The sequence below is a fragment of the Roseomonas alba genome, assembly GCF_019430885.1.
GTDB lineage: Bacteria > Pseudomonadota > Alphaproteobacteria > Acetobacterales > Acetobacteraceae > Neoroseomonas > Neoroseomonas alba.
This window is the reverse complement of record NZ_JAHYBZ010000004.1, coordinates 77,333-100,286: the sequence shown is the minus strand read 5'-3', so window position 1 is coordinate 100,286 and position 22,954 is coordinate 77,333. Positions and strand designations below refer to the sequence as shown.

Here is a 22,954-nt window from a genome sequence, read left to right as displayed (position 1 = left end):
TCATGACATAATACCCGGCAAGGCTCGGGGGTTCGGGCCGGAGAAGGGGAATGATCGTTTTGCCGTCCATCGGCCGACGCTCCCTTTTGGGGTTCGGCCTGATGGCTGCCGCGTCGCCGTTGCGCGCGGCCAGCCTGACCGACGCCAGCCTGGCCGGCGTGGGCGATCGTGCGCGTCTGGTCATCGCCGTCCAGGGCGAGCAGCGTTGGACCCTCCGTGCCGAGGCCAGCCCGACCCGCCTCGTCCTGGCCTTGCCCGGCAGTACCTGGCGCGGCGGGGCAAACTTGCGCGGCACGGGGCCGGTCAGCGGAATGCGATATGTCGCCGCGGACGACGCCTTGCTGGTGGACCTCGCGCGGCCAGCGCTCGCGCGGCCTGGGCCGGCGCAGGCGGGCCATATCGTGATCGATATCAGCCCGGTCCAGGCCTCCCGCTATGCCGCGGCGGTTCGGGCGGGGCGCGAGATACTTGCCGGCACCGCGCGCGGCACCGGTCCGCTGCCGCTGGTGGTGCTCGATCCCGGTCATGGCGGCCGCGACCCGGGGGCGATCGGCGCCACTGGGGTGCATGAGAAACGGATCGTTCTGGCCACCGCGCTGGAACTGAAGCGCCGGCTCGAGGCGATGCGAAGCTGCCGGGTGGTGCTGACGCGCACGCGCGACGTCTTCGTCCCCCTCGCAGACCGGGTCGAGTTCGCCCGCCGGCGGGAGGCCGCGCTGTTTCTGTCCATCCATGCGGACAGCGCACCGGGCGCCCGCGGCGCCTCGGTCTATACACTTTCGGAGACGGCTTCCGATGCGATGTCCGAGGCGCTGGCCCGGCGCGAGAACCGCGCCGACCTCGCGGGCGGGTTGCGCCTGCCTTCGGTCAGCCCCGATGTGCAGCGCATCCTGCTGAGCCTGATGCGGCAGGAGACGCGGGCCGGCTCATCGCGCCTCGCGCGCCATGCGGTGCGGGAACTGGGCGAGCAGGTGCAGCTCCTGCCCAACACGCATCGCGAGGCCGCCTTCGTCGTGCTGAAATCGCCGGAGATCCCCTCGGCGCTGGTCGAACTCGGCTTCCTGTCCGACCCGCGCGACGAGGCGGCCTTGCAGCAGGCCAGTCACAGGGCGCGGCTGACCCTCGCTTTGTCGCGGGCGGTGAAGCAATGGCTCGATTCGACACCGTTGCAGGCCCAGGCCGGGTGACCCTGCCGGGTCGGCCCAGGCCGCTTCCGACCCATTGCGTGCGGCGCAGCGCCCGCCCACCTACCGGTTCCAGCAAGTGTCGCCCCTCGGCGCGCTCCGGTGTATTGCTTCCGCGATGAGCTCTCCTGATCTCCGTGCCGACGTCCCGCTCGATCCTCGCCGCACCACGCGGCGTGGCGGGGCGCCCGGTGCGGCTCCCAATCCCTCCTCCGAGCCGGAGGGCACGCCCCCCAAGGGCCGCGACAATGCCGCGAAGGCGAGGCGGCGGCGCCGGCGGCGCGGCGCGCTCGGGGCCCTCACGGTCCTGGTGGTGGGCGGCGGGCTGATCGCGGCCGTCGCGGGCTACGGGGTCTATCACCAGATCGCGCAGGAACTGCCCGATTATCGCTGGCTGGCCGATTACGACCCGCCGCAGATGAGCCGCATCTACGCGGCCGACAGCCGCCTGACCGCGGAACTGGCCACCGAGCGCCGCATCTTCGTGCCGATCGAGGCCATCCCGCAGCGTCTGCAGCAGGCTTTCGTCTCGGCCGAGGATCAGCGCTTCTGGGAACATGCCGGCGTCGATCCGCTCGGCATCGGGCGCGCCCTGCTGACGGCGGCGGAGAATTACGGGTCGGGCCGGCGCATGGGCGGTGCCTCGACCATCACCCAGCAGGTCGCCAAGAACATGCTGGTGGGCAACGAACGCTCCCTCATGCGCAAGGTGCGTGAGGCGATCCTCGCCGTGCGCCTGGAGCAGGCGCTGTCCAAGGACCGTATTCTCGAACTCTACCTGAACGAGATTTTCCTCGGCCAATCCGCCTATGGCGTGGCCGCGGCCGCCCAGGCCTATTTCAACAAGGGGCTCGACGAGCTGACGGTGGCCGAAATGGCCTTCCTCGCCGCCCTGCCCAAGGCACCCAACAACTACAACCCGCTGCGCTTCCCCGATGCGGCGCGCGCCCGGCGCGACTGGGTGCTCGATCGCATGGCCGAGGACGGCTACATCACCCATGAGGAAGCGCGCTACGCCAAGGCGGAGCCGATTGTCCCGCGGCCGTCCCGCCGGCCCGAGGTCGTGGCCGTCGGCCAGCACTTCACTGAGGAAGTCCGCCGCGAACTGATCCAGCGCTTCGGCGCGGAGCAGACGACGATGGGCGGGCTGGTGGTGCGCACCAGCCTCGAACCCGCCTTGCAGACCGCGGCCGAGAAGGCGCTGCGCGACGGGCTGGTCGCCTATGACCGCCGGCGTGGCGGCTGGCGGGGGGCGCTCGGCACCATTCCCGCCGGGACGACGGAATGGATGCCCGCGCTCGAGGGCTTCCAGCGTCCGGCCGGCGGCCTGCCCGAGTGGAAGCTCGCCGTCGTGCTCGAGGTACGCGGGACTGACGCGACGCTCGGCTGGGTTGAGCGCGGCGATGGCGGCCGGGGCGCGCCACAGGCGCAGACCGGGCGGATGTATGTGCAGGACCTGTCCTGGGCGCGCGCGGCGCGCGACGGCCGGATCGTGGGTGGCCAGCCCTCCCGCATGAACCAGGTCGTCAGCGTCGGCGACGTGGTGTTCGTCGAGCAGATGCCGACGCAACTGGCCGCCCAGGGCCGCTCGGCGCGGCCGGAGCGGCTGGAGCTGCGCCAGATGCCGCAGGTCGAGGGTGCGGTGGTCGCGCTCGACCCGCAGACGGGCCGCGTGCTCGCCATGGTGGGCGGCTGGTCCTTCGAGCGGTCCTGGTTCAACCGCGCGACCCAGGCGCAGCGGCAGCCCGGTTCCTCGTTCAAGCCCTTCGTCTACATCAACGCCCTGGAGCAGGGCGTGCCGCCGAACACGGAACTGCTCGACGAACCGATCGAGGTGATGTCGGGCGGGCGGCTGTGGCGGCCGCAGAACTACACCGCCGGCCAGGCCAATGGCTGGGTGACCATGCGCCAGGCGCTGGAACGCAGCCTCAACCTCGTCACCGTGCGCGTGGCGCAGCAGGTCGGGATGGATGCGGTCGCGGATTCCGCGCATCGCTTCGGCGTGATCGACAACATGCCGCGCTACCTCGCCCTGTCGCTCGGCGCGGGTGAGACGACGGTGCTGCGCATGGCGGCGGGCTACGCGGCCTTCGTCAATGGAGGTGTCTACAATCCGCCGACCCTGATCGATTCCGTGCAGGACCGGCGCGGCCGGGTGATCTGGCGCGCGGACCGCCGCGTCTGCGCGACCTGCGCCGCGCCGGCAGTGGAGGGCGGGCCGCCGGACCTCGTCTTCCCGCCCGAGGCGCCGGCGGATGCGTCGGATGCGGCCGGGCGGCCGCAGCGGCACCAGGCGACCGACCCGATCTCGGCGTACCAGATGGTCTCGCTGCTGCAGGGCGTGGTCCAGCGCGGCACCGGCACGCGCGCCGGGGCGGGGCTGAACCGCCCGATCGCGGGCAAGACCGGCACGACCGACGACTACAAGGACAATTGGTTCGTCGGCTTCACCCCCGACATCGTGATCGCGGTGTGGATGGGCTACGACGAGCCGCGCACCCTGGGGAGCGGCGAGACGGGCGGCGGCAATGCCGCGCCGATCTTCCACGACGTGCTCGCCGCCGCGCTGCGCGACAGTCCGGCCGTACCGTTCCGCGCGCCGCCGGGCGTGGCGCTGGTGCGCATCAATGTCGGCAATGGCTCGATTCTCGAAGCCTTCCGCCCCGGCACCGAGAATGCCGCCCGGCGCTGGGGTGCGGGCAGCAGCGGCGGGGATGGCGGCGGCGGCGGCACCGCAACCGGCCTCGACAGCAGCCTGGGCGGCCTCTATTGAGCGCGTCCCATGCGAGCTGAAGCAGAATCCCTGAACGAGCAGATCACCGCTTCGGTGTCCCTGCTGAGGAGGCATCTTTGACTGGGATGTCGCCGTTCGCCGCCTCGAAGAACTGAACGCCCGCGCCGAAGACCCGACGCTGTGGAACGATGCCGCCGAAGCCGGTCGCGTGATGCGCGAACGCGGGCGGCTGGCCGGCCAGGTGGAAGGTGTCCAGAAGCTCGAACGTGACGTCGCCGACGCGCTCGGCCTGATCGAACTCGCGGAAGCCGAGGGAGACGAGGCCACCATCGATGCTGCTGTCGCCGACCTCGAAGGCTTCGCCGCCGAGGCCAAGCGGCTCGAGATCGAGAGCCTGCTGTCCGGCGAGGCCGATGCCAACGACGCCTATCTGGAAGTCAATGCGGGTGCTGGCGGTACCGAGGCCCAGGACTGGGCCCAGATGCTGCTGCGCATGTACATGCGCTGGGCCGAGCGGCGCGGCTACAAGGTGACGCTGACGGAGCAGTCCGAAGGCGAGCAGGCCGGCATCAAGTCGGCGACCGTGCAGGTGAGTGGGCCCAACGCCTATGGCTGGCTCAAGACCGAGAGCGGCGTGCACCGGCTGGTGCGCATCAGCCCCTTCGACGCGGCGGCGCGGCGGCAGACCTCCTTCGCCAGCGTCTATGTCTATCCGGTGATCGACGACAAGATCGAGATCGAGATCAACCCGGCCGACCTGAAGACCGACACCTTCCGCGCCTCGGGCGCCGGCGGGCAGCACGTCAACAAGACGGAATCGGGCGTGCGCTTCACGCATATCCCGACCGGCATCATCGCGGCGTCCACCCAGGACCGCAGCCAGCACCGCAACCGCGCCATCGCGATGGAGATGCTGAAGGCCCGGCTCTATGAGCTGGAGCTGCGCAAGCGCGAGGCGGTGAGCGACGCGGTCGAGGCCGGCAAGACCGACATCGGCTGGGGCCACCAGATCCGGTCCTACGTCCTGCAGCCGTACCAGATGGTGAAGGACCTGCGCACCAGCGTGGAGAAGGGCAACCCCGACGCGGTGCTGGATGGGGACCTGGATGAGTTCATGGCCGCCGCGCTTGCCCAGCGTGTCGGCGCGACGCGGTCCGAAGCGAGTGCGGCGGCGCGTTGATCCCGGGCGTGTCGCGGTGCCGTGCCGCGAACGCGCCGCCATCGGCTGAAGGGTCCGCGTCCGTGCCGCTTCCCCAGCACCGCATCGCCATCTTCGGCTACCAGAGGACGGGTACGAATTTCCTGGTGAGCAGCCTGGATTCGATCCCTGGCGTCACCTTCCATCCGGAACCCTTCAACCCCGCCGCCGTGCATCTGGCGAGCGGCCGGCGCGACGCGCTGAAAGCCGAGCGAGACGCCGATCCGCAGGGCTTCCTCGATCGCCTGACGCGGGAGTGTACGACGCCGATCCTTGGCGTGAAGCTGCTGCCGAACCATGCACCGGCGGTGCGCGAGCGCATCATCGCCGATCCGGCCTGGCGCTGCATCGTGCTGTTCCGGCCGAATTTCCTCGCCGTGCACGCCTCCCAGCTCCGCGCCACGCAGACCGGGGTCTGGGCGCAGACCGAAGGCCGGGCAGCGGTCGAGGCCGAGCCACTGTGGTTCGAGCCGAAGCGCTTCCATGGTGCGCGCGACGCCTTCCGCACCTTCTACGACGAGGTGACGACCAGCCTCGATGCCGCGGGCAAGCCCTTCCTGCCGCTGAACTATATCGACCTGCTCGATCCACTGATGCTGCGCAACGTCGCGCGGCATGCCGGGGTGACCGGCGCGTTCGAGATGTCGAGCCGTCTGGTCAAGCAGGGTGGCTGGGATGTCGTCTCTGCCTTCCAGAACGGCGCTCTGGTGCGGGAGACGCTGGCAGCGATCCGCCGGCCGAACTGGGCCGTGGAAGGCGGTTCGGGCCTTGCCGAGGCGCTGCGCGACGTCGGATCCCTTGGCTGAGGCGCCGGACCCCGCCAGGCCGCGCGACGGGGTCAGCACATCGTCCCGGCGCGACCCTCGCGCCTTCGCCGCGAGCGACATCGATTTCGCCGCCCTACGGGACATGCCCGTCGCGGCGGTCGAGAACGCCTTCACGCGTGGGGAGCGCCGCCGCGCCGTCTTCGGCGGGCGCCGCGCCGACTTCTTCGACCATATGAACGAGTTGCGCAGCGAGTTCGTCGGCCGCAGCGAGCTGCTGCCGCTGCACGCAGGCTTCGTCGTGGCGTTGCGGCGCAAGGTGGCGGTCGCGCATTTCCTGCCGCTCTATCTGCGCCTGTGGCGGGAGGAGTGCGATTTCCTCCGTCGGGAGCTGTCGCTGCGCTGGCTGGTGTCGGCCTGTGACACGCTGGTCGATTTCGGGGAGACGCCGACGCAGCGAGCCGTCGCGCTGAACGGCACGGTGCTGGCGAACCTCGCCAAACTGGCGGAGACCGAGCGCCGCCGGGCGTCGGTCGGCGAGCGGCCACGCGGACCGCGGGGCGTCGAACTGTTCGATGGCATGACCGTGTTCAAGCCGGGCGGCGACATGATCGACAACCTGTTCCGCCGCGTCGCGCGCATCGCCGAACTGGACGGCGTCGCCGGGCCGATCCTGGACGAGGTGGCGCTGCGGTTGCGCCGCCACGATACGGTGGTGCGGCGGTTGCAGGCCGGGCCGACCGAGGACACGGAGGCAGACGAGGGCGAGGCAGCGCCGTAAGCGGCGTCGCCCCGCTGATCGTGGTGGCGGGCGGGACGGGAAAGGCGTTGCCTCTCCAATCCACCCCGTCATGGCATGCTGAGGATGTCGCCACGCAAGTCCTCGGGAACCCATCGCCCACGACCTTCGGAAACCGTCGCTTGGCATGGTGAGGCGCGGGGATTCCGTTCCCCTTTCGGCCGGCCTGGTGCGCAGGAGCGTGCTTCGCCCTGATTCCGACAGTGGCGCCGAGCGGCAAATCGAGGTTTCCAAAGGCCTTTCGGCCTTTGGCGGGGTGAGGTCCGGAGAGGGGCGGCGCCCCTCTCCGGACCTCACCGGTTCAGCACCACCGCGTCGCGTCCGTCTTCCGCCGCCTCCTGTGACACCACCCGCCATCCGGCGGCGGTGCAGACCTCGGCGAGCCCTGGCCGGTCGCACAGGATCAGCCGTGGTGCGGCGGCTGCGGCGCGCGCCAGGATTTCCGCCTGTGCCGCGGCGCCGACCTGGCCGAGCAGATCCAGCAGCAGCACGGAGCCTCCGGCCGGGAAGGGGTATTCCTCCATCAGCACACGCCAGGTCCGATCGGGCATGGCGCTGCGGGCGGCGAGGAGCGCCTCGGGCCGCGTGTCGGCGCCGATATAGCTGCCAGGGGGAAAGCTGCGGGCCAAGTCACCGGCGCCACACCCGATGTCGACCAGCGGCAGCCCGCCCTCGGCCAGCCGGAGAATCTGCCGGCCCAGGGATGGTGAAACCGGCGCGCGTTCCGGCACGCCGTTGAACCGGCTTTCGTCGCCGCGCCGCCAGCGGCTGTTGCGCCGGTCATTGCGCAACTCTTCCGGCTGTGGGGGCGGCGCTTCCTTCTTGCGTCCCGCGCCGGCCTCGCCGCGGGAGGCCTGGTGCTGCATCACCACGGGCGGCCCGAACCGGGCGGCGTCGTAACTGTCCCAGATGGCGAAGTAGCTCGGCGGCAGCCAGCGCGTGACCAGCGGCATGGCGGCCGAGACATCCGCCCAGGCCGCGTCCAGGTGGTTCTGGTCCCACATCAGGGGGTCGGCCCGGCAGCGCAGCACCCAGCGGTCCAGCAATGCCTCGGCCGCGGCGCTGCGGCCGAACAAGATGGAGCCGGCCGAGAATTTCCAGCCGCCATGCTTGGCGATGGCGAAATCGACCCCCGGCGCCGCAAGCAGCCCGAGGGGCGCCACCAGCGTCGCATCGGCGTCGAGCCAGATGACGGGCCGGTCGGTTCGGCCCCATTGCTCGCGGATGAATTCGGCCTTGAAGGCGCAGACCATCTCCCAGGTGCCAGGCACGTCGAGGCCGATGAGTTCGTAGCCCACGCCCTGGCGGTCGAGGCTCTCGCGCAGCCTTTCCGCGAAGGCCTCGTAGCGGGTGGCGCGCGTGTAGAAGGAGATGACGAGCGCGCCGTTGTCGCCGGCCGGCAGGGGCGGGGGCTCGGTCGCGCCGATCCAGACCGGATGCGGGCCGCCGATCACGCCGATCTCGACGAGGCCGCGCCGGGTGCGATCGAAGGCCGGGTCGTTCGAGTCGGGGATGATCAGGATCGCTGGGCCGTCGGCCGCCGGCGGCGGGCCCGGCCGGTCGATCCGGCGCACCGGCCAGCCGGCCGGATTGACGGCCGCCAGCGTCGCCGCGAGCAGGCTGTCCATGGCGGCGCCTACCAGCGCGGCCCGCGTGGTTCCGCGAGCTTCGCCAGCGACGGCGCAAGATGGGCGGCGACCTCGTCGTAATTGCTGATCAGCCTGCGCTTGTCGGGTGCGGTGGGCCGCATGCGGATGGGGCCGAAAAGGCGCGCCGCATCTTCGGCGCTGAGGCCCATCGCGGCGGCGATCTTCTGCACCGCGGCCTCGGCGATGCGGTCGCCGTCGATGAAGTGCGGATAGGTCAGCTCGATGCAGCGCTTGCTGGGGCGGAAGGCCTCGCGCACCAGCTCGCGCGTGCGCATCACCGGCATCACGTAGTGCAGCGCGCGTTCGGGATCGAGCGTGATCGGCGCTTCCTCCTGTCCGCCGATGTCCTTGTCGGTGTGATAGAGGTTGCGCGTCTGCGCGATGATGTTGCTTGCGAAGCATTCCAGGATGTCCTCGCGCACCAAATGCAGCACGAGGAAGCCGCGGGAGCGGAAATACCCCATCAGGAAGTTCCGCCACGGCAGCCCGATCGGGTAGGTCCATAGCGTCGAGAGCACGCCGAGATTGTCGTACATCACGTCGAAGTGCAGCCAGTCGCGGTCGGTCGACCCGTGCAGCGTCGTGAAGAATTCATCGAGGAAGGCGTTCAGCTCCTCGGGCGAGAAGGCGAAGTCGGGATTCTTGCCGAGATGCGCGACGAAGGCGCGGGTGATGCTGCCGGCCGGATTGTTGGGCAGGAAGATCTCGTAGGCGGAACGCACCAGTTCCCCGCTGTTCAGCGACTGCGCGAAGGCCTTGGTCCCGCTGCGTTGGGTCGCGATGGTGACGATGGTGCGCGCGGCGAGGGTCTCCGGCAGTTTCAACACGGTGTCTCCCGAGGTGACGGCCCGCGCGACGTCCGGCACGGCCCCGCTGGTGAACAAAGCGTCACAGGATCGCATGGCACCGGCGGCAGCGGAAGCACCGGCCGCCGCTTGACGCCGGTCGGCCCGGGAGGTTAGGGCCCGTGGTGCTGCACCCGCGATATGCGCGGATGCGGTGCGGTGCGACCGGGGCCGCGGATTCGGGGAAAGCGGGGCCTCTGGCTTGGCAAGGACCGTCGTCCATCTCAGCACGGGTGCTGCCGGCGGCGCGGGGCGCGCAGGACGCCGGGCGCATCTTGCGGCGCGTTCGGCCGGGCTGTTGTCGGCCTTCACCTTCGCCGAGGGCGAAGCCTCGGCCCCCGACGACGTGGTGCTGCAGCCGACCGCCGCGGAGGATCCGGCCGAGGCGGCCCTCGCCGCCGTGCTGCGGGACCGCGTGCAGTGGGGCGTGCTTCAGACCGCGCGCAGCGATGCGACGAACACGCTGCTGTCCATGGCGCATCCGGGCCTCGCGCTCGATCGTCAGGCGCTGATTGCCGCTGCGGACATCCTGCATTTGCACTGGACATCGTGGTCGATGCCGCCGGCGCTGCTGCGGCGCTGGCTCGCCAGCGGCCGCGCGGTGGTCTGGACGCTGCACGACCTCTGGCCGATGACGGGCGGGTGCCATTATCCGGCGGGCTGCGAGCAGTATCGCAGCGCCTGCCTGACCTGCCCGCAGCTTCATGATGCCTGGTCGCTGGTGCCAAACGCCTTCACCGAGAAGCGCGCGGCCTGGTCCGCGCCGGGGCCGGTGGTGGTCGCGCCCTCGCGCTGGATGGCCGCGCGGGCGGCGGAGAGCGCGATCCTCGGCGGCTGCCGCATCGCCGTCATTCCCAATCCGATCGAGACCGAGGCCTTCGCCCCGCGCGCCGACCGCGCGGCGCTGCGCGCCGCCTTCGGCATCGGCCCGGACGACCTGCTGCTGGTCCTTGGCGCCTTCGACAATCGCGAGCGGCGCAAGGGTGGCGCCATCCTCATCGAGGCGCTGCGCCGGCTGCATGAGGATGGCCGCCTCGCCGCCGCGCTGGCGCCCGGCGCGCGCCTGGCCCTGGCGGGTTTCGGCCGTTCTCCGCTGCCGGGCTGGGAGGGGCTGACGACCCTCGCCTTCGGGGAGGTGAGCGACGATGCGGTGCTCGCCGACATCCTGGGCGCGGCCGACCTCGCCTGCATTCCCTCGCTCGAGGACAATTACCCCAACATCACGCTGGAGGCGCTGGCCTGCGGCACGCCCTGTCTCGTCACGCCGGTCGGCGGCCTGCCGGAAATGGTGCGCGAGGGGACGAGCGGCCTCGTCGCCCCCGCCGCCGAGGCCGAGGCGCTGGCCGCGACGCTGTTGCGCTTCGTCGCGCAGCATCACGGCGATGTCGGGCTGCGCGCGAGCGCCCGCGCGCAGGTCGAGGCCGAGAACGCGCTGCCGGTGATCGGCGCGCAGCTCGCCGCGCTGTATGAGGACATCGCCCCGCCGCAGCACCTGACCGCGCCCGATGTCGCGACGCATGCCCGCGCACTGCACGCCTTCGGGCGGGCGCCGGTGCCGGTCTCGGCCCGGCCCGGCGCGGCCTTCCTGCGCTTCCCGGCGAACCTGCTGCTGCGCCGGGAAGGGGGCGAGGCGGTGGCCGGCCTCACCGTGCCGCCGCCCGAACCGGCGGCGCCCGGGACACGGCGGCTGCTCGCCCTGCATACGCGCCACATCCATCACGGGGCGCGTTCCGGCCCCTATCAGTTCCTGCGCCATCTGCCCGCCGGCATCGACGCCGAGATCCGCGCGACGCCGCTCGGCGCCGCACTGGCCGGCGAGCGCGCCGAGGATTACCGCGCCTGGGGCCGGCTGCTCGGTGCCCAGGCCTTCGGCCAGCAGGGCAACGCCTGGCTCGCCGAGGCCGAACTGCTCGCGGCCTGTGCCGCGACACCCGCGGACATCATCCACGCCGTGGATGGCGAGCTTTCCCTATGGCTGCTGCCGCGGCTGCCGGGCTGGCTCTTCGCCGGCGGGAAGCGCCCGGCCATGGCGGCGACTTTCCACCAGCCCGCCGCCGTGCTGGGCCGCATGCTGAACGCATCGCTGCTCGGCGCGCTGGATGCCGTGATCCTGCTCTGCGAAGCCCAGCGGCCCGCCTTCGCCGACCATGTCGATCCCGCACGCATCCACGTCGTCCCGCACGGCATCGACACCGATTTCTTCACGCCCGGGCCGCGCGCGCCGGGTGACGGTTTCCGGCTTCTCTCGGTCGGTCATTGGCTGCGCGACCACGCCAGCGCATTTGCCGCCCTGACCCTGCTGCGCCAGGCGGGCCTCGATGCACGGCTGCGCCTGATCACGCCCAACCCGCCGCCCGACACGCCGCCCGGCGTAATCGTCGAGGCCGGGTTGACCGACGAAGCCCTGCGCCAGGCCTTCCGCGACACGGATGCCCTGCTGCTGCCGCTTCACGACGCCACGGCCAACAACGCGATCCTGGAAGCCCTGGCCTGCGGTCGGCCCGTGGTCAGCACTGATGTCGGCGGCGTTGCGGAAATGACGGGGGACACAGCACGGCTGGTGCCGCGCGGGGATGCGCGGGGCTTGGCGGATGCGGTGCTGGGCCTCGCGGCCGATCCCACCGTGGCGGCGGCATTGGGGCGGGCGGCGCGGGCGCGGGCGGAAGCACTGGACTGGCGGCGGGTCGGGGCGCTGCACGCGGCGGTGTATGCGGGGTTGGGGTCGTGAGGGTCGGGCATGACAGGCCGGGGAGGGGCTTTGCCCCTCCCCACCAAAGGCCGCAGGGCCTTTGGAAACCGATACCTGGCGGTGGGCGGGACCGTTGCGTCAGCGCGTCGCGGGGCGTGCGGAGCGATGTGCGCCGGCGGCCCGATTCCCTCGGTCAAAGCCTTGAGCGCCGTGACCGCGCCTGGCGCGGGGGCGAGGCTTTCCAGGGTCTTCCTGGTAAACCGGCCATTGGCGCCGTCGCGGTTGGAGCAGCTTTGTCCGTCCAAACCATCCTGGCCGGGTTCGCATTCACCCCGCAGGGCCAGATCAATCGGGCCCCTGAAAGCCGGGCATCCCGGACTGCAGTCTTCGGGTGCCGGGCGCGACGGCCTTGCTGCCCTCACCGAGCGCCTTGCGGGCGCAAGGGCGGGTTCCGGCGTTGTTCTGCCGGTGGTGCGCCGCGCCAAGTTGAGGTTTGCAAAGGCCTTTCGGCCTTTGGTGGGGTGAGTCCGAGAGGGGCAAAGCCCCTCTCGGTTCCCCAGCGAAAGAACAGGACCGGTCCGCAAGGCCTGCGGGCCTCCGATGGGTCCCCACCGCCTCTCCGCGTCCATGGGGCAATGCCCCTTCGGCATCACGCGTGACCCGTATTCTCGACCTCCCCTGGCGTGCGGCTCCGCAGGGTGTCGTCGCGACGATCCTTGCCCCCGGCGCGGGTGCCGTCGCCATCACCGCCGAGGGCTGGGCCGACGCCACCGCCGCGCATCTGCTGCCGGACCGGCGGGCTTTCGTCGCCCTGCCGGGCGCTGCCTTCCTGGCTGTCGAGACCGTGCCCGGCGTGTCGATCACCATCGCCGCACCCGCGGCGCCGCATCGTGCGCGTGCCGTGTTCCAGCCGCGCTTCGCGGCATCGCCTGCGCTCGCGCTGCTCGCGCCGCGCGCCATCCGGGCGCCGCTGCGTCGGCCGGCCTATGCCCTAGCTGCCGGGCAGGCGCGCATCGATGCCGCGCTGGCCGCGCAGGCGCTCGACACGGCGTTGGGCGTGGCGGCGGAGATGCTGCTCGCGGCCCGGGATGCGCCGGAGACCCACCAGGCCGTCGCCGCGCTGCTGGTCCATTGCGCGCGTCATCCACTGGCGCGCAGCCCTGCCCTTGGCGCCTTCGTCGCCGCCCTCACCGAATAGGTCCCATGGCCCTCGTCATCCTCGATCCGAACCTCGAAGGCGAAGCCGGGCACCACCTGGCCTATGACATGGCGATCGCGCGGGAGGCGCGGGCGCGTGGCGAGGCCGTGACCATCATCGCCCATCGCCGCTTCGCCGCGCCGGCCTTCGAGGGGGTGCGCATCCTGCCGCACTTCACCGCCAGCACCTACGCGAAGCTGCATGACGACCCGGTCACCGGCGCCATGGACGATTGGCGCCACTTCAACGACCTGCTGCAGGCGGAACTCGCGCTGCTGCCGCGGTCGGAATTCGGGCCGGGCAATGCGGTGCTGGTGCCGACCGCCACCGAGAACCACCTTGCCGGCTATATCGGCTGGATGAAGGGCTTCGACCCGGTCGAGGCGCCGCTGTTCCTGCTGCACCTGATGTTTCCCTCGGGCGTCGCGGTGGATGCGCTGGGACGGGAGGTGGTCGAGGACCCGCTGCGAGCGCTGTTCTACCGCCTGGCGGAACGCGCAGCGCAGGAGGAGGGGCCGCCGGTCCACCTGTTTGCCAGCGGCGGCCAGCACGCGACCGAGTTCAGTGCCCTGTTCGGCCGGCCGATCCCGCCGCATCCGCTGCCGATCCGGCCGGAGCCGGGTTCGCCGGCCACCGCCCCGCACCGCGCACTGCTGTTCGCCGGCGATGCGCGCGCGGACAAGGGCATTGCGCTGCTGCCGGATCTGGTGCCGCGCCTTGCGGCCGCGCATCCGCAGTGGCGCTGGGTGGCGCATGTGAATGCGGGGTCCGCCTGGGGCCAGGCCAAGGCGGCGGCGGAGGCACTGGCCTCGCTGGCACCCTCGGTGCCGTCGCTGGAACTCGCGGGCGGCAGGCTGGCGCCGGAGACCTATCTCGCGCTCGCGCGCGGCGTGGGCATCGCGCTGTTTCCCTATGACCCGGTGCTCTACCGGCGGAAATCCTCGGGCGTGCTGTGGGAGGCGATCAGCCTCGGCACGCCGGTGGTGGTGCCGGCCGGCACATGGCTGGAGAACGAGGCGCGGCATTGGGGCGCGGGCCATGTCGCCTATGCCGACCACAGCGCGGCCGCCATCGCGGATGGCTTTGCGGCGGCGCTGCCGCGGATCGGGGAACTGGCCGCGCGATCGGCGGGGGCCTCGGTGCGCTACCGCGCGGCCAATGGCGCGGCGGCGCTGATCGACCAGGTCGCCGCCCTCTGGGTGCGGCACAAGGCGGCGGCGAGCCTGGTCGCGCGGCCGCGCAGCCTCGCCATTGACCTCGCGAAGCTCGAAGGCGGTTGGCACCGGCCGGAGACGGTGGAGGGCCGGGCCATGCGCTGGGCCGTGCAGGAACCGGTCATCGCCTTCGACTGGCCCTTCGAGGAGGGGTGGGAGCTCGACATCGCCATCGCATCCTTTTTCGGCGCGGATCAGCTCGACCGCATCGCGGCGCAGGCAGGGGACATGGAGGTGACGCAGAGCTGGCGGCGGGATGGCCGCGGCGCGCGGCTGACCCTGCGCGGGCCCGGGCCCGGACGGGCGCGGCCGCGCATCGAGCTGAAGCTGCGCCTGCCTTACACCTATCGCCCGCAGAACGATGCCCGCGACCTGGGTGTGCTGGTGGCCGGGATGACGCTGGGGCCGGTGGCCGATGGCGGGATCGGGACCAAGGACCCGATGCTGCTGCCCGCGCTGCGCATCACCACGTCGCCGGCGCCCGAGGGTGGCTGGCCGCTGGCGCCGGGCGTCGTCGGGGAATTGGCGGCGATACCGAACCGGCCTGTCGTGCTCGCCTTCCGCCTGCGTTGCATGGGTGGGGAGGCGCCGCCCGTGGTCGCGCTGCATCTGGGCGGTGCGGTGGCGCGGCTGCGCGTGACGCCCGAAGAAGAGGCCGCCTGGCTCGGCACTGCGCTGTTGCCTCCGGCGGTGCTGCGGGGTGGGGGCGAGCAGGCCACTTTCGAACTCGTGGCCGAGCCAGGCCCGGCGGTCACGCTGATCGCGGCCGAGGCCCATGCCCTGGCCGGCACCACCCGCCCGGCGACGGCGGCCGATCGGGGATCGGCGCTGCCGGCCGATCCGTCGCCCGCGCCTCCGTCACCGCCACCGCCGGCGGCCGGGCCCCGGCTGCGCTGGGACCTCTCCAAGGGCATCGGCCCGACCGAGGGACCCTTCCCCGACATCGGCGTGCCGGCCGGGGTGCGCTGGCTGGTGGCTCGCCAGGCCAGCCTGGTGGTGGAGACCAATGCGGCCGGGCCGGTGCAGCTGACATTGCGATATCGCTGCCTGGTGCCGAAGCAGACCATGCGCGTGACGGTCGATGGCGGCCGGCCGACCGATGTGGCGATCGAAGGGGCCGGTCTACGGCAGGCGGGGGAGATCGTGCTCGACCTGATGCTGCGGGCCGGGGCGAATGCGCTGTCGCTGAGTTTCGCGGGCGGGGTGAAGGAGCCGGGGACGGGGCGGGAACTGGTGCTGCTGGTGGAGCAGGCGGAATTCCGTCGCTAGAGCATGTCTCGTGCACGCTGGATCGGCACCAGCCCACACCCCCGCTTGGCCACCCGACAGCAGTATCCTGGATTGGGGTGGCCGGGGGGGTGCGGGCTGGCGCCGAGGACAGGCCTCCCTGGCGCCAGAAAACCAAGAAGTGCTGCTGTTCTTGCAAGATTCTCGCGGGGCGATATAAGCCGGGAGCGTAATTACGGGAGGGTGAGCTGGACTGCCGTGCCATCCTCGTGGCCATCGTGGCGGCCTGCGCCGCAACGCCAGCGATGGCTGACAGCCGCCCGGCCGATTGCGAGCTGACAGTCGGCGGGCGGACCTACATCAAGGGCGTCTGCCAGTTCACACCGGAGTCCGATGGGAGTTTCCAGATCAGCGGAGGCGACTATTTCGCCTACGTCAATGTCACCTCGCCCGGTGTCGCCGAGGCGAGCTGGAACGAGAACCCGGCTTCCACGCATGCCCATACGCGCCTCGGACCAGTGACACGCAGCGGCGCCTGCTGGGTCGGAACCGGGACGAGGATCTGCGCGCGTGCCCTGTCGCAGGCGGCGGAGCGAGCGGCCGTCGCGGCACAACCCAACGGGCAGGCTCTGTTCCCCGAGACGGCGTTGCAAGCCTGCCTCGGCGTCGAGGGGGCGCTCGAGGTCGGGGCGAAGCTCGTCCTGCACAATTGCCGCGTGCCCTCGGACCTGATCTTCGTCCGGCGGCAGGATGGCAGCCTCGGCGTGTCGCGACGGACCGATTTGTGCCTGGGCCTGGAGGGGCCGGGCATGCCGGGGCTGGCGCAGCTCGTCCTCGAAGCCTGCCAGGCCGCATCGCCGCGCTGGACGACCCGCGCCACGGCCACGGAGGCGACGCCGGTGCAATCCTCCACCGGGATGTGCCTCACCATCCCGCAGCTGGAGGTGGCGGATGCGCGCTTTCCGTTCGCCGTCCAGGCCGTGCCATGCGCCAGCGCAGGAAGCCGCGCGGTGCCCTTCATCCTGAGCAGGGGCTGAAGCCGATAACCGTGACCGCCGCGTCGCCAGGGCGCCTGCCGCTGGTCATGGCCGGCCTCCTGGCCCTTCCGCTTCCGGCCGTTGCCGGACAGGAGCCCCGTGGTCAGACCATGACGGGCTTGCGGGTCACTCAGGACATCGTGAACGGAAGGGCGCTGGGCCGGGTCTGCTCGCCCGGCCCCACCGCGGGCGCCAATACCCGTATCCGGCAAGGCGGCGACGGGCGGATGAACGCCCGCGCCGGCACGTGGGCCGGCGCCGGACCGGCGTGAGCGCAGGAAGCCCTACTGCCGGAACGCCGACAGGCTCTGCTTCGGCCGCCCCTGCGCGTCCCAGTTGGCCGCATCCAGCCAGCCCAGCAGGGCGTCGCGCCGGGCCGGCCATTCCTCCGCGAGGATCGAGAACCAGGCCGTGTCGCGCCGCCGCCCCTTCACCGTCAGTACTGCCCGCAAAGTGCCTTCGTAAGTGAAGCCCAGCCGTTCCGCCGCGCGGCGGGAGGGCATGTTCAGCGCATTGCATTTCCAGGTGAGCCGCCGGTAGCCGAGATCATCCATGGCATGGCGCATCAGGATGAACATTGCCTCGGTCGCCGCGCGGGTCCGCTGCATCCGGGGCGAGAACCAGATATGGCCGATCTCGATATGCGCGTGGGCGGGGAAGATCTCCATCAGGGTCAGCCAGCCATCGGCCGTGCCGGTGCGGTGCGGCCGGATCGCCCAGGCCATCGGGTCGTGGGTCGCCGCGAAACTCCCGACATGCGTCCGCATTGCCGCCTCGGAGGCAAAGGGGCCGTAGCCGAGATAGGTCCAGGACGCCTCCGCCCCGGGTGCCTGGGCGGCCTGCCACAGCTCGGTGGCGTGGCGGACATGCAGGGGCTCCAGATCGACCGAGGCGCCGCGATGCGGGATCCGGGCGGGCAGGGGGCGCGGCGTGGTGTCCACACGCGGGCCGACCGGAGGGTCGGTTTCGGGGTCGAAGGGCAGGCCAGCGGGAAGGTCGGTCATGCCCGCAGCACAGCGCGGGGTCACGGGCGGCGCAAGCGCGCGCGGCGCATTCCTGTTGCGCCCGATGCGGTGCCGCAGCACAAGACATCCGCCATGAACGACGCTGCCGCCCCCGCCGCCACGCCCGTCATCCCGCCCGCCTATTTCGGGGAGAAGGTCACCTGGGTCCATCATTGGACCGACCGGCTCTTCTCCTTCCGCTGCACGCGCGACCCGGCCTTCCGTTTCCGCGCCGGCGAATTCGCCATGATCGGGCTGATGGTGAACGGCAAGCCGCTGGTGCGCGCCTATTCGGTGGCGAGCCCGACCTGGGAGGAGGAGCTCGAATTCCTCTCCATCAAGGTGCAGGACGGACCGCTCACCTCGCGACTGCAGCATGTCGCGGTGGGCGATACGGTGCTGATCGGGAAGAAGCCGACCGGCACGCTAGTGACCGACAACCTGCTGCCCGGTCGGACCCTGTGGCTGCTGGCGACCGGCACCGGCCTCGCGCCCTTCCTGTCCCTCGCGCGCGAACCCGATGTCTATGAACGCTACGATACCGTCGTCGTCGCGCACACGGTCCGCCAGGTGGACGAGCTCGCCCATCGCCGTCTCTTCGAGACCGACCTCCCGGCCCACGAATTCCTGGGCGAGATGGTCGCGGGCAAGCTGCTCTACTACCCGTCGGTGACGCGGGAGCCCTTCCGAAATCAGGGGCGCATCACGACGTTGATCGAATCGGGTAGGATCTTCGGCGATCTCGGCCTGCCGCCGCTCGACCCGGCGCATGACCGCGTGATGCTCTGCGGGTCCGAGGCTATGAACCGGGACGTGAAGGCGATGCTCGAGGCCCGCGGCTTCGAGGAGGGGTCGAACAACGCCCCGGCGACCTATGTGGTCGAGAAGGCCTTCGTGACGAAGTAGTGCGCCGCCGCCCCGTCGCCGTTGCCGGGACGCCTGCCCATACCGCGCCGCACTAAGACTTGCACTAGATCAACGCCTCCCCGGTTGCGTTCCGATTGTAAATTCGGAACGCAATCAGCATTCTGGCTGCGCACGCACCTTCCTAAGGCGCGGTGAAACCAGACAAGGCCGGCAAGGCCGGCAGGGGGAGGTTCAATGAGTTCCGTCACGCTCGGGGCCGAGGCAAAGGTCCGCCCGATGACCAGGGAGGAGCGGAAGGTCATCCTGGCCTCCTCCCTCGGTACCGTCTTCGAATGGTATGACTTTTACCTGTACGGTTCGCTCGCCGCCGTCATCGGGGCCAACTTCTTCTCGCAGTTCCCGGAAACCACGCGGAACATCTTCGCCCTGCTGGCCTTCGCCGCGGGCTTCCTGGTGCGGCCCTTCGGCGCGCTGGTCTTTGGCCGGCTCGGCGACATGGTGGGGCGGAAGTACACCTTCCTTGTCACCATCCTGATCATGGGCTCCTCGACCTTCATCGTCGGCATCCTGCCCACCTCGGATTCGATCGGCCTCGCGGCGCCCATCATCCTGATCATCCTGCGCCTGCTGCAGGGCCTCGCCCTGGGCGGCGAATACGGTGGCGCGGCGACCTACGTGGCGGAACACGCCCCGCAGGGACGGCGTGGCTTCTACACCTCCTTCATCCAGGTCACGGCGACGGCGGGCCTGTTCCTGTCGCTGCTGATCATCCTGTTCACGCAGCTTGCCTTGGGGCCGGACAATTTCCGGGCCTGGGGTTGGCGCGTGCCCTTCCTGCTCTCCATCGCGCTGCTCGGCATCTCGGTCTGGATCCGGCTGCAGATGGAAGAAAGCCCGGCGTTCCAGAAGATGAAGGCGGAAGGGACCCACTCGAAGGCACCGATCTCCGAGGCCTTCTTCCAGTGGAAGAACGCCAAGATCGCGCTGTTCGCGCTGCTCGGCCTCGTCGCCGGGCAGGCGGTGGTCTGGTACACGGGCCAGTTCTACGCGCTGTTCTTCCTCGGCACCGTGCTGAAGGTGGACAGCTTCACCACCAACATGCTGATCGCCTGGTCCCTGATCCTGGGTTCCGGCGGCTTCGTCTTCTTCGGCTGGCTGTCGGACAAGATCGGCCGCAAGCCGATCATCCTGGGCGGCTGCCTGATCGCCGCGCTGACCTATTTCCCGCTGTTCAAGCTGCTCAGCGCGGAAGCCAACCCGGACCTGGCGCGGGCGCATGCGACCATCTCGGTGCAGGTGGTGGTGGACCGCAACAACTGCTCCTTCCAGTTCAACCCGACCGGCACGGCGCAGTTCACCTCGGCCTGCGACGTCGCCAAGGCCGCGCTCGCCCGCGCATCTGTGAACTACTCGGTGGAGAGCGAAGCCGGTCGCACCGGTGCGGCCGTGCGGATCGGCTCCGCCCTGATCGAGGCGCCACATCTGCGCGACATGGAGCCGGCGCAGCGCGGTCCGGCGGCTGCGGCCTTCAATCAACAGATCTCGGCGGCGCTGACCGCGGCGGGCTACCCGGCGGCGTCCAATCCGTCGGTGGTGAAGATGTCGAACCCCTTCGACATCTTCGGCGAGCAGCAGCTGGTGTTGATCGGCATCCTCACCCTGCTCGTCATCTACGTGACCATGGTCTACGGGCCGATCGCGGCGGCGCTGGTGGAACTGTTCCCGACGCGCATCCGCTACACTTCCATGTCGCTGCCCTATCACATCGGCAATGGCTGGTTCGGCGGCCTGCTGCCGGCGACCTCCTTCGCCATGATCGCGCAGACGGGCGACGTGTATTTCGGTCTCTGGTACCCGGTGACGATCGCACTGATGACGGTGGTGATCGGCCTGTTCTTCGTGCCGGAGACGAAGGATCGCGACATCTATGCGGGCGACAGCGCCCATCCGTGATCCCGGACCGGTTCGGGCGCCAGGACGGCGCCCGTTCCAGGGCGGCGCCGCATCCCGGCGCCGCCCTTTTTGTATCCCGAGGCGAAGGGCCGGCGCCTGCGTGACCAGCTCCGCAGCCGGTGCGGCCGAAGGACGGGTGTGCATCATGCAGGAAATGCACGTTAAGGGCGTTTAAATTCTCTTCCATTGCCACTGTAGATTGCATAACGCAGAGGCATCCTGATCCGAGATGCCGCGCCGCTTCCCCATGGTCACCGATCCTTCCGCCACAACCCAGATCGACCTTCTGCCGGCTACGGAGGAGCCCCGCTTCGCCGCGCCCGAGGACGTGCTGGTGCTGTTGGACGCAGCCACAGCCACAGCGGCAGCGGCCACCCCGCGCGTCATCCACATCGACCCCACCGCGGCCGATGGCGGCGACGGCAGCGAAGCCTCCCCCTTTGATTCCTGGTCGGACGTGACCTTCGAGGCCGGGACGCTCTACCTCCAGCGAGCCGGCACCACCGCGCCAGGATTTGTCATCAGCGGTCATGGCACGGCCGATGCGCCCATCGTCATCGGGGCCTATGGCGAGGGCACCGCCCATGTCGCCGGGACGGTGGTGATCGACGGCGCCAGCCATGTCGTGGTCGCCGGCCTCGACATCGCCGGCGGCCAGGGCTTCGGGGTCTATGTCACCGGCGGCGCGGCCAACGTCACGGTGCAGGACAACACGGTGCATAACGGGCTGGCCGGGATCTACCTCGACGGCGTCTCGATCGAGACGGTGGTGCTCGCCGACAACCGCATCCACGACAACGACACCGCCGGCATCTGGGTGAACGGCACCGAGGCGAGTACGGCGAACCCCGCCCTCATCACCGGCAACGCCATCTACCGCAACGGCGAGAGCGGCATCACGCTGCATGGCAGCCACGTCGTCGTCGACGGCAACACGGTGGTGAACAACGGCGTGGCCGGCCTGCCCGGCACCTCGGCGATCCATGTCTTCGGCATGGCTGAGGGCGACGGGATGGGCCGGCTGAACGTCATCTCGAACAACCTCGTCGCCTATCAGAACGAGCCGGATTCCTTCGACGGCCACGGCATCCAGCTCGACCATTTCTCCGGGCAGAACACGGTCACGGGCAACCGGATCATCGGCAATGACGGGCCCGGCATCACGCTCTACAGCTCCGACGGCAATGTGGTCGCGAACAACACCCTCGAAGGCAACGGCGCCGACCCCTCGGACACCCGTGACGGCATCGAGGCCCAGGCCGAGATCTACGTCGCCAATGCCGGTTGGGCGCCGGGCCTGAGCGCCGGCAACCTGATCACCGGCAATGCCATCGTCACCACGACCCAGGGCACCCACGCGATCGTCGTCACCGAAGGCGCCGAGGCCGGGGGCAATTCGGTCGGCGGGAACCAGGTCACGCTGGGCGCCGGATCGGCCGGCTTCGTCTGGGGCGACACGGCGGCGACCGACCTCGCGACCTGGAATGGCCTGTCCGCCGCCGACGGGCTGGACGAGACCGGGGGGGCGACGGCCGGCGCCGCGCCGGCCTTCGACGCCGCGATGCTCGCCCCCGGCTATACGGCCAATTCGACGCTGTTCTTCTCCACCACCCTGCCGGACGCGCCCAACCGCCTGGTCGCCTCCGCGGCCAGTCCGACCCTTCGGGGCGGCAGCGACATCGATCGCCTCGCCGGCGACGGGGCCGCCAACCGGATCGAGGGGCTGGGCAGCACCGACTATCTCGCCGGCGGTGGTGGCAATGACACCATCCTCGGCGGTCCCGGTTCCGACATGCTGGGCGGGGGCGCCGGCAACGATTCGCTGCTGGGCGGCGACGACGGGGACCTCATCGCCGGCGGGCTCGGCGCCGACACGCTGCTCGGCCAGGCCGGCGAGGATTGGCTGAGCGGCGGTGCCGGCAATGACCGGTTGGTCGGCGGCGGCGGTTTCGATGCGCTGACCGGCGGCGACGGCGCCGACGTCTTCGTCGCAGCACCCGGCATGGGAGGCGACCTGGTCTTCGACTTCACCGACGGGGTGGACCGCATCGATGTGCGGGCGCTCGGCCTGACCTCGGTTAGCCAGATGGTGATCGTCGGCGGTCCCGAAGCCACACTGGTCAGCTTCGGTGGCGAGGATCTGATGGTGCTGCTTGATGTCGTGCCCGGGATGCTCGGGGCGGCGGATTTCATCTTCGCCTGACAGGTGCGGCGCGAAGGGGGCTTGCCCCGTAGGAGCGATGATGAGGCGCGCGAGGCGGCGGCGAGGGGTTTTGCCCCTCCCGATCCTCGGCGGCAGTGCCACCAAGCGCACCAAAGGCGACAGGGCCATTGGAAACCGAGACCTGGCGCCGGGCGGGAGGGTCTCTCCGGGACTTCGAGGCAGGTGTGCTGCGATGCGCCGTGTCGCGCTGCCTGCCGGCGGGCATGAAGGCAGTGCCGGCGGATGACGGAACTGTCATGCAGCAACGCAGCGGGGGCGGGTGAGGTCAGGAGAGGGGCGGCGATCCTGTCGGTGCCCCAACTTCGCGCGTCTGGGGCAGCACGCCCCCGCCGGCCATCGATGCCTCTTCCGCCGTCGCCCGCCGGCCG

The 22,954-nt window shown here is 70.7% G+C and carries 15 protein-coding genes; 12 read left to right on the top strand and 3 right to left on the bottom strand.

Features of this window, described 5'->3' with window-relative positions; genetic code table 11:
- The first annotated feature begins 101 nt into the window (after window positions 1-101).
- The 5 genes from KPL78_RS12205 to KPL78_RS12185 all read left to right on the top strand — a co-directional run bounded on the left by KPL78_RS12205 (window position 102) and on the right by KPL78_RS12185 (window position 6,661).
- Window positions 102-1,187: an N-acetylmuramoyl-L-alanine amidase family protein gene (locus tag KPL78_RS12205; protein ID WP_219763244.1), complete on the top strand. Its 1,086-nt coding sequence runs from the start codon at window positions 102-104 to the stop codon at window positions 1,185-1,187.
- A gap of 115 nt (window positions 1,188-1,302) precedes the next feature.
- Window positions 1,303-3,957 carry a penicillin-binding protein 1A gene (locus KPL78_RS12200; RefSeq protein WP_219763243.1) on the top strand — a complete coding sequence of 885 codons (2,655 nt, stop codon included), beginning with the start codon at window positions 1,303-1,305 and terminating at the stop codon, window positions 3,955-3,957.
- A gap of 9 nt (window positions 3,958-3,966) precedes the next feature.
- A protein-coding gene (gene prfB, locus KPL78_RS12195; protein ID WP_219763242.1) for a peptide chain release factor 2 occupies window positions 3,967-5,098 on the top strand; the annotation gives its coding sequence in 2 pieces (ribosomal slippage) (window positions 3,967-4,035 and window positions 4,037-5,098; 1,131 coding nt in all).
- A 62-nt stretch (window positions 5,099-5,160) separates the two neighbouring features.
- Window positions 5,161-5,922, top strand: coding sequence for a hypothetical protein (locus KPL78_RS12190; RefSeq protein ID WP_219763241.1), 762 nt, complete (start codon window positions 5,161-5,163; stop codon window positions 5,920-5,922).
- Entirely contained in the window at window positions 5,915-6,661 is a 747-nt protein-coding gene (locus KPL78_RS12185) for a hypothetical protein (RefSeq protein ID WP_219763240.1), read from the top strand. The genes KPL78_RS12190 and KPL78_RS12185 overlap by 8 nt, the downstream gene beginning before the upstream one ends.
- 311 nt (window positions 6,662-6,972) lie before the next feature.
- Here the strand turns inward: KPL78_RS12185 and KPL78_RS12180 are convergent, their stop codons facing one another.
- Window positions 6,973-8,307: a class I SAM-dependent methyltransferase gene (locus tag KPL78_RS12180; protein ID WP_219763239.1), complete on the bottom strand. Its 1,335-nt coding sequence runs from the start codon at window positions 8,305-8,307 to the stop codon at window positions 6,973-6,975.
- 8 nt (window positions 8,308-8,315) lie between these two features.
- The gene (locus KPL78_RS12175) at window positions 8,316-9,155 is read right to left on the bottom strand and encodes a hypothetical protein (protein ID WP_219763238.1); all 840 of its coding nucleotides are present in this window, start codon (window positions 9,153-9,155) and stop codon (window positions 8,316-8,318) included.
- Between the two features lie 220 nt (window positions 9,156-9,375).
- Between KPL78_RS12175 and KPL78_RS12170 the strand changes: the two genes are divergently transcribed.
- The 4 genes from KPL78_RS12170 to KPL78_RS12155 all read left to right on the top strand — a co-directional run bounded on the left by KPL78_RS12170 (window position 9,376) and on the right by KPL78_RS12155 (window position 16,538).
- Complete coding sequence (locus KPL78_RS12170) at window positions 9,376-11,901, top strand: glycosyltransferase (RefSeq protein ID WP_219763237.1); 2,526 nt, start codon at window positions 9,376-9,378, stop codon at window positions 11,899-11,901.
- A 616-nt stretch (window positions 11,902-12,517) separates the two neighbouring features.
- On the top strand, window positions 12,518-13,060 hold the full coding sequence (locus KPL78_RS12165; RefSeq protein ID WP_219763236.1) for a hypothetical protein: 543 nt from the start codon (window positions 12,518-12,520) through the stop codon (window positions 13,058-13,060).
- Between the two features lie 5 nt (window positions 13,061-13,065).
- The gene (locus KPL78_RS12160) at window positions 13,066-15,543 is read left to right on the top strand and encodes a hypothetical protein (RefSeq protein ID WP_219763235.1); all 2,478 of its coding nucleotides are present in this window, start codon (window positions 13,066-13,068) and stop codon (window positions 15,541-15,543) included.
- A gap of 263 nt (window positions 15,544-15,806) precedes the next feature.
- A complete protein-coding gene (locus KPL78_RS12155; RefSeq protein ID WP_219763234.1) occupies window positions 15,807-16,538 on the top strand; it encodes a hypothetical protein in 732 nt (243 codons plus the stop codon).
- 284 nt (window positions 16,539-16,822) lie between these two features.
- Here KPL78_RS12155 and KPL78_RS12150 read toward each other — a convergent pair whose 3' ends face one another.
- Complete coding sequence (locus KPL78_RS12150; protein ID WP_219763233.1) at window positions 16,823-17,542, bottom strand: GNAT family N-acetyltransferase; 720 nt, start codon at window positions 17,540-17,542, stop codon at window positions 16,823-16,825.
- Between the two features lie 93 nt (window positions 17,543-17,635).
- Between KPL78_RS12150 and KPL78_RS12145 the strand changes: the two genes are divergently transcribed.
- The 3 genes from KPL78_RS12145 (at window position 17,636) to KPL78_RS12135 (ending at window position 22,565) form a co-directional block, all read left to right on the top strand.
- Entirely contained in the window at window positions 17,636-18,448 is an 813-nt protein-coding gene (locus KPL78_RS12145; RefSeq protein ID WP_219763232.1) for a ferredoxin--NADP reductase, read from the top strand.
- Between the two features lie 195 nt (window positions 18,449-18,643).
- Window positions 18,644-20,362, top strand: a complete 1,719-nt coding sequence (locus KPL78_RS12140; protein WP_255568943.1) for an MFS transporter — start codon at window positions 18,644-18,646, stop codon at window positions 20,360-20,362.
- A gap of 229 nt (window positions 20,363-20,591) precedes the next feature.
- Window positions 20,592-22,565 carry a right-handed parallel beta-helix repeat-containing protein gene (locus KPL78_RS12135; RefSeq protein ID WP_219763231.1) on the top strand — a complete coding sequence of 658 codons (1,974 nt, stop codon included), beginning with the start codon at window positions 20,592-20,594 and terminating at the stop codon, window positions 22,563-22,565.
- Window positions 22,566-22,954: the final 389 nt, after the last annotated feature.